The sequence below is a fragment of the Bacillus sp. GW821-FHT01G09 genome (assembly GCF_059422205.1).
Map to the genome: position 1 here is coordinate 453,450 of NZ_JBWKWL010000003.1, position 12,819 is coordinate 466,268.

Genomic DNA, 12,819 nt, shown 5'->3' on the forward strand with positions numbered 1-12,819 from the left:
GGAAGCAATATGAAAAAGATTACATTTATCGGTGCAGGGAGCACGATTTTCGCCAAAAATGTTTTGGGAGACTGCCTGTTAACAGAGGCACTGAATGGATTTGAGTTCGCTCTTTACGACATTGATCCCAAACGCCTGCAGGAATCCCAGCTCATGCTCGAAAATCTAAGAGACCGTTATAACCCAAGTGTGGCCATCAACAGCTATGATGACAGGAAACTCGCCTTGCAAAACGCAGGCTATGTCATCAATGCGATTCAGGTTGGAGGATACAAACCGAGCACAGTCATCGATTTCGAGATTCCTAAACGGTATGGGCTGCGCCAGACGATCGCCGATACAGTAGGCATCGGCGGGATATTCAGATCTCTCAGAACAATCCCGGTCTTATTTGATATCGCAAAAGATATGGAGGAAATGTGCCCTGACGCATGGTTCTTAAACTATACAAATCCAATGGCCACTCTTACAGGCGCCATGCTCCGCTATACCAATATCAAAACAATCGGGCTCTGCCACAGTGTTCAAGTGTGCACGAAGGATTTATTTAAAGCTCTCGGAATGGAGCATGACGGAATTGAGGAACGCATTGCGGGCATTAATCATATGGCTTGGCTTTTGGAAGTCAAAAAAGACGGCACAGATTTATATCCAGAAATCAAAAGGAGAGCGAAAGAAAAACAAAAAACAAAGCATCATGATATGGTGCGGTTTGAATTAATGGATAAGTTCGGCTATTATGTCACAGAATCGTCCGAACATAACGCAGAGTATCACCCGTACTTTATTAAACGGAATTACCCTGAACTGATCAGCGAGCTGCAAATCCCGCTCGACGAATATCCGAGAAGGTGCGTCAAGCAAATTGAAAATTGGGAGAAAATGCGGGATGATATAGTCAATAATAAACACCTTACGCACGAACGCTCAAAGGAATATGGTTCAAGAATTATAGAAGCAATGGAAACAAACGAATCATTCACCTTCGGAGGAAACGTCTTGAATACAGGGCTGATCACCAACCTTCCTTCAAAAGCGGTTGTGGAAGTGACATGCGTCGCCGACAGAAAAAAAATTACACCGTGCTTCGCCGGAGAACTGCCTGAGCAGCTTGCCGCCTTAAACCGGACGAATATTAATACACAGCTGATGACAATCGAAGCGGCTGTCACACGGAAAAAAGAAGCGGTTTACCAAGCTGCAATGCTTGATCCGCATACAAGCGCGGAGCTTTCCATGAAGGACATCATCTCCATGTGCGACGATTTATTTGCAGCACACGGCGATTGGCTTCCGGAATACAAATAAAAACTAGGGGACCGCTCTCCCCTAGTTTTTTGGTTTTGTTTCGCCTTCCCAGGCCATCATGCCGCCTTCAACATTGACTGTTTTAAAGCCTTGCTCATCCAGGTACTTGCAGACGTTCATGCTGCGCATTCCTGAGCGGCAGATAAATACGTACTCTTTGTCTTTATCAAGGGTTTCCATTTTTTCAGGAATATCCCCCATGCGAATATGAACGGCTTGCGGGATCATGCCTTCCGCTACCTCTTCATCTTCTCTGACATCAATTAAATATAATTCTTCGTCCGCCTCAATTTTTTCTTTCAAAGCGGCTGTGCTGATTTCTTTTATTTCCAAAGAAAACACTCCTATTCACAGTGATCATGTTCAGTATATCAAAGTCAGCTGAACGATTGCTATTCTGAGACTGATGAAAAAAATCCCCTTTTGGCAAAGGGGATTTTTTCTAGGCTTAGTTTGCCACAATATTGACAAGCTTGCCAGGCACCGCGATGATTTTCCGAATCGTTTTGCCTTCAAGCTGCTCTTTGACCTTTTCATCTGCTTGAGCAAGCTGTTCCAGCTGTTCTTTCGTTGCATCGGCAGGAACCTGTAATTTCGCTTTTACTTTTCCGTTCAGCTGAACAACGATTTCAACTTCATCATCCACAAGTTTTGTTTCATCATATACAGGCCAAGCTTCGTAGGCAATTGTGCCGGAATGGCCAAGCTTCTCCCATAGCTCTTCCGCTAAGTGTGGCGCGACAGGAGAAAGAAGCTTCACGAAGCCTTCCATATATTCTTTCGGCAGTTCTGTTGCTTTATAAGCTTCATTAATAAAGACCATCAGCTGGGAAATACCCGTGTTGAAACGAAGGCCTTCATAATGGTCTGTGACTTTCATGACCGTTTCATGATAGACGCGCTCCAATGTTTCACCCGCGCCTTCAACGATTTTTCCATTAAGCTCACCGCTGTCTTCAATAAATAGGCGCCATACACGGTCAAGGAAACGGCGCGCACCGTCTAATCCTGATTCAGACCAGGCGATTGAAGCATCAAGAGGTCCCATGAACATTTCGTACAATCTCAGCGTATCAGCGCCGTGAGAGGCCACGATTTCGTCAGGGTTGACAACGTTCCCTTTAGATTTACTCATTTTTTCGTTATTTTCACCGAGAATCATTCCTTGGTTGTACAGCTTTTGGAACGGTTCTTTCGTCGGCACTACGCCGATATCATAAAGGAACTTATGCCAGAAGCGGGCATACAGAAGGTGAAGCACGGCATGCTCTGCACCGCCGATATACATATCGACCGGAAGCCATTTTTCCAATTTTTCTGGTGATGCCAGCTGATCCGGATTGTGCGGATCAATATAGCGCAAGAAATACCAGCAGCTTCCCGCCCATTGCGGCATTGTATTCGTTTCTCTTCTTCCTTTTTTCCCTGTCTCAGGGTCTGTGACTTCCACCCACTCTTTAATGTTCGCAAGCGGTGATTCGCCCGTTCCGCTCGGTTTGATTTCATCCGTTTTCGGCAAAATCAGCGGCAGCTCCTCTTCAGGGACAGCTGTTGACGTTCCGTCTTCCCAATGAATGACCGGAATCGGCTCGCCCCAATAACGCTGGCGGCTGAAGAGCCAGTCACGAAGACGGTACGTCACTTTCTTCTCACCGTTTTTCGTTTCTTCCAGCCAAGCGATCACTTTCTCAATCGCTTCCTGTTTGTGAAGACCGTTCAGGAAATCAGAGTTCACGTGCTCGCCGTCGCCAGTATAGGCTGCTTCCTCGACGTTCCCGCCTTTTACGACTTCCTTCACCGGAAGGCCGAATGTTTTGGCGAATTCAAAATCACGCTCATCGTGGCCTGGAACTGCCATGACAGCACCTGTTCCGTATGATGCAAGAACATAATCCGCAATCCAAATCGGCAGTTTTTCTCCGTTCACAGGATTGATCGCATACGCTCCTGTGAATACGCCTGTCTTTGTTTTCGCAAGATCTGTGCGTTCAAGGTCACTCTTTGATTGAATTTCTTTGATATAAGCTTCAACAGCTTCTTTTTGCTCTGCCGTTGTGATGTTTTCCACCAATGCGTGTTCCGGGGCAAGGACAGTGTATGTAGCGCCAAACAGCGTATCTGGTCTTGTTGTAAACACCGTAAAGGAATCATCATGTCCATCTATAGCAAAATGAACGTGAGCGCCTTCCGAACGGCCGATCCAGTTGCGCTGCATATCTTTAATGCTTTCCGGCCAATCAAGCTCTTCCAAGTCCTCAAGGAGCCTGTCCGCATAAGCGGTGATTTTCAGCATCCACTGCTTCATTGGGCGTCTCTCTACCGGATGGCCGCCGCGTTCGCTCTTGCCGTCAATGACTTCTTCGTTGGCAAGAACAGTACCGAGCGCAGGGCACCAATTTACAGGCACTTCGTCAACGTAAGCAAGGCCTTTTTCGTATAGCTTTAAGAAAATCCATTGCGTCCATTTATAGTATTCAGGGTCAGTCGTATTGATTTCGCGATCCCAGTCATATGAGAAGCCAAGCGCTTGAATTTGGCGGCGGAAGTTATCAATATTCTGCTTCGTAAACACAGCGGGGTCGTTCCCTGTGTCAAGCGCATATTGTTCAGCTGGCAGGCCGAATGCGTCCCAGCCCATTGGATGAAGGACATCATAGCCCTGCATGCGCTTCATGCGGGACAGAATATCCGTAGCTGTGTATCCTTCAGGATGGCCGACGTGCAACCCAGCTCCAGACGGATAAGGAAACATGTCCAGCGCGTAGAATTTTTGTTTTTCATTATTATCAAGAGTGGCAAATGTTTTGTTTTCAAGCCAATATGTCTGCCATTTCTTTTCTATCTCTTTGTGCTGAAAACTCAAAGTAAAAACCTCCTTCTGATTGAATACGGCGTGTATGGTTCAAGTATTGACGGGAAGGAGAGGATTATATTCAGAATATTCCCAAACTAAAAAAAACTCCCTCATCCCAAAAAGGGACGAGAGACTTTCGTTTTCCCGCGGTACCACCCTCGTTAGCGCGGCATACGCCGCACTCACTTGATACTTTTAACGCAGTTATGCGTCAGCGGCTTTTCACCGCTGCAACTCTGAGGTGAGTTCGGAAACAAACTTGATTGACTTTCACCAGCCGTCAACTCTCTGCAACAATATCTGTTTCTTACTGCTCCTCTTCATTGTTCTTATCGCAACCGTAATCTAACTGTATTTTATAGAATTCTGTTCATAAGTGCAAGCAGGTTTGTATACAATGGGAATGTACCCTGAACGGGCGGAGATTGAGGACAATTATTCGGGTGGAGTTTTGGTTTGACGTTTGGACTCGGCCGGTTCGCCGCCGCTGTTCAGTTCTCTCACAAAGTCAAAACTTCTGAGAACAGCTTCACCGCCGTAGCCTGAGATAATGGATAAGATGACAAGTTGAATTCCTGAATCGGGGTCAGCGGATAATACAAGTAAAATGGAAGCCGTCATGCCGATAAACCAATCTTCCAAAAATCCAAGGTAGATAAACCGCTTCGTCATTCTGGGCTTCTCCAGCCTACCTCTCTTTTTCACATGACCGAGAATCCCCATGATTCCTCCAATTACACAAGCAATGAGTACCTGATGCAGCATCTTCATCATCACCTTCCTAAAGCCCTTATTTCGTAAAGCGACTTCAGGCCATCCAGCCCCCTTAAACGATTCCGATGATTTTCGATATCTACATACCGGCAAATCTGTAAAAAGCTTGTTTCTTCCATTATATGTGAACACATGATCGGTAAGCTTGATGCATTGGATTCATTTTTCACCCAGTGACATTGACCTAGTCACCTATTTAGCATGTAGAAAACCTTTCCGTTCATATGTTCAAATTCTGTTCTTATTTTTAGTGTATACGAGGACAAGCCCTAATGACAAACAACAAACTGCACTTGCTTGAATCAGAACATGTGTTGTGCTACGGTTACTGTAGAATTCATTTTAAAAAAGGGGAATATCAGGCTTTCGCATAGCAAGCTGACGGCCTAAGGGGGATTTATATGGCTAGTTTTCAATCATTTGGGATACCAGGACAGCTGGAAGTCATCAAAAAAGCGCTTGATCACGTGCGAGTCGGTGTGGTAATTACAGATCCCGCACTTGAAGATAATCCTATTGTCTACGTAAATCAAGGCTTTGTTCAAATGACCGGCTACAAGACCGAGGAAATTTTAGGAAAGAACTGCCGCTTCTTACAGGGGAAACACACAGATCCTGCAGAAGTGGACAACATCAGAACCGCTTTACAAAATAAAGAACCGGTCACCGTTCAGATCCAAAACTACAAAAAAGACGGAACGATGTTCTGGAATGAATTAAATATTGATCCAATGGAAATAGAGGATAAAACGTATTTTGTCGGAATTCAGAATGATATCACCAAGCAAAAAGAATATGAAAAGCTTCTCGAGGATTCCCTCACGGAAATTACTGCACTTTCAACTCCTATTGTCCCGATTCGCAATGGCATTTCGGCTCTTCCGCTAGTCGGAAACCTGACAGAGGAGCGATTTAATTCCATCGTTTGCACATTGACGAATATCTTATCAACATCCAAAGATGATTATTTGATCATTGATTTATCCGGATTGGCCCAAGTGAACGAACAAACGGCCGACCAAATTTTCAAGCTGAGCCATTTGCTGAAATTGACCGGAACTGAGTTAATCATTACCGGCATTAAACCTGAATTGGCTATGAAAATGAATAAACTGGATGCCAATTTTTCGTCGCTGAAAACATATTCAAATGTAAAGGATGCCGTCAAAGTGCTTCCGATTATGTAAAAAGATCCCGCTCATCCGGCGGGATCTTTTATTATGAAGAGATTGATGCCTGCTTATTTGTTTCTTTAGCTGATTTTAGCCGTTTGTCATATAGAAGCGTTGTGGCAATACTGATCAGCAGCAATACCAACAGAGATAAAACAAGAGCCTTAATGCCGTAATGATCGACAAGCACTCCTCCGAACAGGGGACCAATCATTCTGCCGCCTGTCGCCGCACTGTTGACAAAGCCTTGATAAAAGCCTTCTTTCCCTTTAGGGGCAAGCTGATTGGCAATAGTCGGCACAGCAGGCCAAACAAGCATTTCTCCGATAGTCAGGATCACCATCGCAGCGAGAAACATCGGAAATTGCTTTGCAGTCAGCAGCATGCTGAAAGACACAATAAAAATGATAAAGCCGATGACCATTTGCGCTTTTAGCGACTCGGCCCATTTTTTCACCACAAAACTGACGAGCGGCTGGCCGAGCACAATGAGAATTCCGTTAACCGTCCACAGCACGCTGTATAAGGAAAGAGATATTCCAATGCTTTGTGTGTACGAAGCAATTGTGGTTGACCACTGAGAATAAGCCAGCCATCCGAGTACATAGCCTCCGCTTAAAATGATCAGTGCGGCAAATTTTGCTTTGCTGTTCACAGCATCATAATCAAGCACAGACGTTTGGGACGCATCTCCCGTCTGAATATTTCGAAATCCGAAATATACAATAAAGAAAAAGACCAGATACAGCGCGGCATTTGCCAAAAATACATATGAAAACGAGAAAGATGCCACGATACCGCCAAGCGCTGAACCGACGGCCACGCCCGCGTTTTGCGCGACATATATCGCATTAAATGCCTTCCTTCCCCCTTCAGGCCATACCGATCCCGCCATTGCGTAGCTGGCCGGAAAAACAACACCGGAGCCAAAGCCCACAATCGTCAGCAGCACAATATAGGCTGGCCAATCATGAAAAAAGACAAGACCCATCAGGCTTGCTAACGTAATGGCTATCCCAAGCATAATCGATTTAAAACCGCCGATTTTATCAAACAAAAAACCTCCGCATAAATTACCAGCCACACTGGCGCCGGAATTCAGCATCAGGACAAGTCCGGCTACTGTTAACGACTTTCCTAAATGATTATGGATATAAATCGTATTCAGCGGCCATAAAAAAGAAGCACCCGTCACATTGATAAACATTCCAATGACTAAAATTTTAAGAGCACGCGGCATACTCATCCCCCTTTCTTACCTAAAAAAGCTCATGAAAAAAACGAAACCTAAAACGGCTCCGTACGAATCCAGTTATCATAGCACATTCATTCTATCTGTCTCTCTCACATTTTTCAACTGATGAGCGTGAAAAAATCTAACAAATATTGTTTGAAAAATGTAAAATAAATAGAAAAAGGGGTCATATTATGGAAATGGTATTAGCATTCTTAGGTTTTCTGGCATGTCTCATTGCACTGGGCTATGGATTATATCACCTTGTCAGATATGTACTGAAAAAGGAAAAACGTTTCTCCAAGAGACTTTTTTGGCCGCTTTTCATTGGAGGCCTTGTGCTGCTCTTTACCGGGGCAGCATTGGCAGAACCTGACACTTCCGCAGCAAATGCCGAGAAAAAATATTCAGCGCTAAACGCCGAATATAAAAACCTCACAAAAGAGCATGAAGAACTTGAGAAAGAATATAAATCTGTCAGCTCCGAAGCAAAGAAATTAAAAGACAACAAAGAAGATCAAGACAAGCTTGAGAAGCTTAAAAACGAAAATAGCGATCTAAAAAAGACTCAGAAATCATTAAAAGCTGAGATTAAAGAGCTTCAAGAAAATCAAAAGCAGCTCAAAGAAGATGCAAAAACGGCAAAGGCTGAAAACGAAACACTTCGACAAGATAAAACAAAGCTTGAAAATCAATTAAAAGAGACGGAAAGCCAAACCGCCAGTTCTCATGAAGACACTGGAAGTTCTTTAAACAATACGAGTAAAAGTGATGAAACCAAAACAGCTGACAAAGCAGAAGGCTGTAATATCAAAGGAAGCAAAAACGGCATCTACCACACGCCAGGCAGTACATACTACGACCGGACAACCGATCCGGCTGAAATGTTTTGCTCAGTTGAAGAAGCTGAAGCCGCCGGTTATCGGGCGCCAAAACGATAAACAAAAAGCTCCAGAATGTCTGGAGCTTTTTCTGTTTCACAACGACGATTTAATGACCTTCTTATAATAAAGAACTGACAGAAAACCAAAAATGGAGTAGAGCGCAGTATATAACACCATCACCATAATCATAGGCGCCCATACCTCTGATCCGAATAAGAACCAGCCGGATTGGACGGCAAAGTAACTGTGGAAGAGGCCGACAACGAGCGGAATGCCGAAGTTGTACATTTGTTTGATGCGTATCCCCTTTATCAGGTCGCCCTGCGTAAAACCGAGTTTTCTTAAAATTGTATAGCTCGGTTTTTCATCTTCACTTTCTCCCATTTGTTTGAAATAAAGGATACAACCTGATGTAATCAGGAACGTTAACCCTAAGAAGCCGACGATGAACATCACCATACCAAACAGTGATTTTTGCGCAGCGCTTGTATCCAGTCTTGATAAATGCTCGTTTTTCTTGTTCACCTGTTGAAAAAGCTCATTTGCTTTTTCCATTTGATCTTCATGTTTCACATTGACGCCGATAAATGTAGATTGCGCCAGCTGAATGCGGGGGTCTTTATCCTTGTCCAGCTGTTTAAACAGGCTGTCATCCACAATGACAGCGGGCATGCCCCCGCTTGTAAACGTGTAGGATACAAGAAACTCTTCTCTTAATCCTTTATATTTTAATGGCTGCGCCTCATGCTTGCTTTTTACTTTAATAACACCAGAGTCCTTGAAAACCATTATTTTTTGCAGCAAGTCGGTGTATCCTGAGAAAACGGCTTCTCCAGCCGCCACATCGACTCCTTTTACATCTTTGTCGCTAACAACAGCAAGCTGCATATTGCCGGGATCGCCCTGCATCTCTTTCGGAGTTCCATCCATGATATTTGCAATGTCAACATTTGCTTGCAGGACAGGTGTTGCTTTTTTTACAAACGAGATGTTGCTTTCACTCAAACTGTTTTCAAATAACTTGGCATCTTTCTCATTCATGAATGAAAAATCAGCCGCTACATTTTGTTCAGCGGTCTTTTCCGACGAGTAATACGAGATGTAAGCAAGAGATAACAGCCCGATGGCGAGCGCTGAAACGGTTGTAATAATCGTCAGCAGCAATGCGTTCGATTTCATTCTGAACATGATCGATGACAGTGACAGAACCTCAGAAATATTTAAGTAGCCGCCCTTGCTTTTTCGAATGATATTCGAGATAAACGTAACTGATCCTTTATAAAACAAAAACGTCCCGATAATGACAGCCCCCAAGATAAAGCTCATCGCGCCAAACAGTTCGTTAATGGTCTTAAATTTTCCGCCAAACAGCTCAGAAGACACATAGTATCCTGTCAAAATCAGCACGATGCCTAAAGCGCCGATCAGCATTTGGAAAAAGGATATTCTCTTCACTTTATCTTCAGTGGAGGACGTTACTTTAAACAAAGATAAAATACTCTGTTTTTTGATAAACGTATAATTCATGATCATGATCAAAAGGTAAATGCCGCAGAACACAATGACCGTTTGGACCAAGGCCTGCTCAGAAAAATGCAGTTTCGCATCCGATTTGACATCGACAATTTTGAACAGAATCATCAAGACCAGCTTCGATATCGAAAACCCGGCCGCTACCCCGATCGCTAATGAACCGAAATACAGCATGACATTTTCTGCACTTAAGATGCGAAAAATTTTATGCTTCGTCATTCCAATTAATTGAAACAGCCCGATTTCTTTACTCCGTCTCTTAATAAAAATCGTATTGGCATATAAAATGAAGATCGCCACCACAGCCACAAGCAAAATCGAAGCGGTTTTAATAGCCGCAGCTCCCTTAATTGAAGCCTTCACTTCGTTAATTGCTGGATCATACTGCAGCGTGACAAAGGCGAAATAAAGCGCCACGCTAAAGATGAGCGCAAACACATACAGATAGTAATTCCGAAGATTCTTTTTCAAATTTCGCAGGATGAGCTGATTAATGTTCATGCTGCACCCCGCCTAACACGCCTTGCGTTTTCATAATATCCTGGAAAAACGTCTGCCTGTCCTGGCCCCCTTTATTCAGCTGTGTATACATTTGCCCGTCCTTAATAAAAATGACTCTGCTGCAGTAGCTGGCAGCGACGGGATCATGGGTAACCATAATAATCGTGGCGTTGCGTTTTTGATTGAGCTGGCTCAGCTTATTTAATAGATCGGAGGCCGATTTCGAATCGAGCGCGCCGGTCGGTTCATCAGCGAAAATAATGCTCGGGTCATGAATAAACGCTCTTCCAGCGGATGTTCTCTGCTTCTGGCCGCCGGAAATTTCATTCGGGTATTTATCCCGTAATTCATATATTCCCAGTTCCTTTGCAACTTCCTCAAACTTGCGATTGGCTTCCTTTTTTGATAGTTTCGTGATCGATAAAGGCAGAAGGATATTCTCTTTCACTGTCAATGTGTCTAACAAATTGTAATCCTGAAAGATAAAGCCTAAATGCTGTTTTCTAAATTCAGCCAGCTGCTTTTCCTTCATAGCCGTCATGTCATTTCCATTAATATGAATGGTTCCGTGACTGACCTGATCGATTGAGGACAGAACGTTGAGCAAAGTGGTTTTTCCCGACCCGGAAGCACCCATAATACTGACGAATTCGCCCTTTTCAATGTGAATATCGATGCCCTTCAGCACTTCCTGTTTATTCAGCTTGTTTCCATAACTTTTTCGAATTTTATTCGCTTCTAAAATCACCATTTACGCAGTCTCCTTTATATTGGATAATCTCATTATAAAAAGGAATGCCGGGCTTTTCCTTCGATACGGCGAACAAAAAAGAAAAGCATGTGACATTTTCGTCACACGCTTATGACATGTTCAAATTGATTCCGTATTGGAAAGGTTAATGTAAAAACTGTCCCCGCACCAAACTCCGACTCAACATCAATAAGGATCAATAACGGCGCCGCTGCTTTTTTTGCCAAGTACAGGCCCATGCCAGTTGACGCTTGATCATGGTGATCCGTTGTGGATGTAAACCCTTTATCAAAAATACGCGGTACATCTTTTGGATCAATGCCCCTGCCACAGTCTTTCACTTGGAGCTGCGTCTGTTCCCCTTTTTGAAAGCTTTTGATCTCGATTTCAGAGGCTTCGCTGTATTTCACCGCGTTTGTCAGCAGCTGCCTGATGATAAACGCCAGCCATTTTGCATCGCTCAGCACTTCTTTGGCATCGAGCTGTATGTCAAAACCGATCCCTTTTTGGATACACCACGATTGTAAATCTTTGATTTCTTTAAAGATCAAAGGCTGAAGCTGAATGAATTCTACTGACAGGTCGTTTTCAATAAATGAAATGCGTTTTTGATGAAGCTGCTGATCAAGAAGCAGGTGAATACGCAGCCATTCATATGACAGCTGGGATTTCAGTGCTTTTTCTTCCATTCTATCAATGATTAAATGCATCGCTGTTAATGGGGTTTTGACCTCATGTATCCATGCCATCAGCTCATCTTTTTCATTTTCCAATGCTAAGCGATGCCGTGCTGCGGTCTGCTTCAAGTGTTCTGTTTGCCCGGCAATGCTTCTTTCAACCATTGCTTCAAACGGCGTTTCCGGTTCATTTATGGCTGTCACATCGAGATTGTTCTCCCATGTTTTCAAGCTTTTATAAAACGCTGTTTCTTTCCGATAGCGGAACCAAAGGAATATGATAAAAAACAAGATGCACAAATACACCATATAAAGTACATTCCCGAATGATATGGAAGGATCGACAAAAGCAATGAACAGCATCAAAGCCTGCTGAAACAAAAACGCGGCAATCCAGCTCCGCCTTTCGATAAGGAATGCTTTAATCATAGAACTTGTCCTCTTCCTTCGCGATGTAGCCCTGGCCCACCTTTGTCTCGATATATGCGCCAAGCTGCAGGACGTCCAGTTTTTTTCGCAGGCGATTGACATTGACGGTCAGCGTATTATCACTAACAAAACGCTCATCGTTCCACAAGCTTCTGATCAGCTCTTCCCGGCTGACGATCTTGTTTTTTTGCTCTATTAATTGTTTTAGAATGAACATTTCATTTTTGGTCAGTTCAACAGATCCTTTGTCATTGCTGACGAGGTTCTGCTCCGCGTCTACAGCAGCGCCGCACCACGTTTTAATCGTACTCGGCTCCGTATTATAATGGTGCACACGCCGGAACATTGCTTGGATTTTCGCAATCAGCACATCAAAATGAAATGGCTTTTGAATAAAGTCATCTGCCCCGAGCTGCATGGACATCACCATATCAGCAGGATGATCCCGGGAGGATAAAAAGAGAATCGGAACATTTGACCGGGAGCGGATCAGCCGGCACCAATGAAAGCCGTCAAATTTAGGCAGCTGTACATCAATAATGACACAATCAGGATTAACCGCCGCAAATTCCTGCAGCACCTGACTGAAATCCTGAATGCCGTATACATCATAGGACCATCCCGTTAAACGATCCTTGATTTCATGAAACAGCGATTCATCATCTTCAATCAGCAAAAGTTTAAACAATCAACTCACCGCAC

11 protein-coding genes and 1 other annotated feature are annotated in these 12,819 nt (G+C 43.8%); of the genes, 3 read left to right on the top strand and 8 right to left on the bottom strand.

Annotation, left to right across the window (positions count from 1 at the left end; all coding sequences use genetic code 11):
- Window positions 1-9 precede the first annotated feature (9 nt).
- Window positions 10-1,308, top strand: coding sequence for an alpha-galactosidase MelA (gene melA, locus AC07VD_RS12940; RefSeq protein ID WP_024572927.1), 1,299 nt, complete (start codon window positions 10-12; stop codon window positions 1,306-1,308).
- A gap of 21 nt (window positions 1,309-1,329) precedes the next feature.
- Here melA and AC07VD_RS12945 read toward each other — a convergent pair whose 3' ends face one another.
- The 3 genes from AC07VD_RS12945 to AC07VD_RS12955 form a co-directional block, all read right to left on the bottom strand.
- Window positions 1,330-1,641 carry a rhodanese-like domain-containing protein gene (locus tag AC07VD_RS12945; RefSeq protein ID WP_004398993.1) on the bottom strand — a complete coding sequence of 104 codons (312 nt, stop codon included), beginning with the start codon at window positions 1,639-1,641 and terminating at the stop codon, window positions 1,330-1,332.
- A gap of 115 nt (window positions 1,642-1,756) precedes the next feature.
- The gene (leuS, locus tag AC07VD_RS12950; protein ID WP_003246072.1) at window positions 1,757-4,171 is read right to left on the bottom strand and encodes a leucine--tRNA ligase; all 2,415 of its coding nucleotides are present in this window, start codon (window positions 4,169-4,171) and stop codon (window positions 1,757-1,759) included.
- A gap of 109 nt (window positions 4,172-4,280) precedes the next feature.
- Window positions 4,281-4,495: a binding site (T-box leader), on the bottom strand.
- A 102-nt stretch (window positions 4,496-4,597) separates the two neighbouring features.
- Window positions 4,598-4,933: a DUF4257 domain-containing protein gene (locus tag AC07VD_RS12955; RefSeq protein ID WP_003246114.1), complete on the bottom strand. Its 336-nt coding sequence runs from the start codon at window positions 4,931-4,933 to the stop codon at window positions 4,598-4,600.
- Between the two features lie 404 nt (window positions 4,934-5,337).
- Here AC07VD_RS12955 and ytvA point away from each other — a divergent pair, with 404 nt between their 5' ends.
- On the top strand, window positions 5,338-6,123 hold the full coding sequence (ytvA, locus tag AC07VD_RS12960; protein WP_319620146.1) for a YtvA family blue-light photoreceptor: 786 nt from the start codon (window positions 5,338-5,340) through the stop codon (window positions 6,121-6,123).
- Window positions 6,124-6,154: 31 nt separating this feature from the next.
- On the opposite strand, the gene AC07VD_RS12965 is transcribed toward ytvA, so the two are convergent.
- Complete coding sequence (locus AC07VD_RS12965) at window positions 6,155-7,348, bottom strand: MDR family MFS transporter (protein WP_017695458.1); 1,194 nt, start codon at window positions 7,346-7,348, stop codon at window positions 6,155-6,157.
- 188 nt (window positions 7,349-7,536) lie between these two features.
- Here AC07VD_RS12965 and AC07VD_RS12970 point away from each other — a divergent pair, with 188 nt between their 5' ends.
- Window positions 7,537-8,283 carry an LMBR1 domain-containing protein gene (locus AC07VD_RS12970; RefSeq protein WP_086344220.1) on the top strand — a complete coding sequence of 249 codons (747 nt, stop codon included), beginning with the start codon at window positions 7,537-7,539 and terminating at the stop codon, window positions 8,281-8,283.
- Between the two features lie 36 nt (window positions 8,284-8,319).
- Here the strand turns inward: AC07VD_RS12970 and bceB are convergent, their stop codons facing one another.
- The 4 genes from bceB to bceR form a co-directional block, all read right to left on the bottom strand.
- Window positions 8,320-10,260, bottom strand: coding sequence for a bacitracin ABC transporter permease BceB (gene bceB, locus AC07VD_RS12975; RefSeq protein ID WP_086344221.1), 1,941 nt, complete (start codon window positions 10,258-10,260; stop codon window positions 8,320-8,322).
- Window positions 10,250-11,011, bottom strand: coding sequence for a bacitracin ABC transporter ATP-binding protein BceA (bceA, locus tag AC07VD_RS12980; RefSeq protein WP_029946123.1), 762 nt, complete (start codon window positions 11,009-11,011; stop codon window positions 10,250-10,252). Before bceA ends, bceB begins: the two co-directional genes overlap by 11 nt.
- 101 nt (window positions 11,012-11,112) lie before the next feature.
- Window positions 11,113-12,117, bottom strand: coding sequence for a two-component sensor histidine kinase BceS (bceS, locus tag AC07VD_RS12985; protein WP_015384427.1), 1,005 nt, complete (start codon window positions 12,115-12,117; stop codon window positions 11,113-11,115).
- Window positions 12,110-12,805 (bottom strand): two-component response regulator BceR, encoded by a 696-nt coding sequence (gene bceR, locus AC07VD_RS12990; RefSeq protein WP_048655237.1) that lies wholly within the window; start codon window positions 12,803-12,805, stop codon window positions 12,110-12,112. Before bceR ends, bceS begins: the two co-directional genes overlap by 8 nt.
- Between the last annotated feature and the right edge of the window lie 14 nt (window positions 12,806-12,819).

Bases quoted from the DNA above. Each gene is read 5' to 3' on its own strand.
- AC07VD_RS12970 (WP_086344220.1), top strand. From the start codon at position 7,537: ATGGAAATGGTATTAGCATTCTTAGGTTTTCTGGCATGTCTCATTGCA.
- AC07VD_RS12955 (WP_003246114.1), bottom strand. From the start codon at position 4,933: ATGAAGATGCTGCATCAGGTACTCATTGCTTGTGTAATTGGAGGAATC.
- ytvA (WP_319620146.1), top strand. From the start codon at position 5,338: ATGGCTAGTTTTCAATCATTTGGGATACCAGGACAGCTGGAAGTCATC.
- bceS (WP_015384427.1), bottom strand. From the start codon at position 12,117: ATGATTAAAGCATTCCTTATCGAAAGGCGGAGCTGGATTGCCGCGTTT.
- melA (WP_024572927.1), top strand. From the start codon at position 10: ATGAAAAAGATTACATTTATCGGTGCAGGGAGCACGATTTTCGCCAAA.
- bceA (WP_029946123.1), bottom strand. From the start codon at position 11,011: ATGGTGATTTTAGAAGCGAATAAAATTCGAAAAAGTTATGGAAACAAG.
- AC07VD_RS12965 (WP_017695458.1), bottom strand. From the start codon at position 7,348: ATGCCGCGTGCTCTTAAAATTTTAGTCATTGGAATGTTTATCAATGTG.
- bceB (WP_086344221.1), bottom strand. From the start codon at position 10,260: ATGAACATTAATCAGCTCATCCTGCGAAATTTGAAAAAGAATCTTCGG.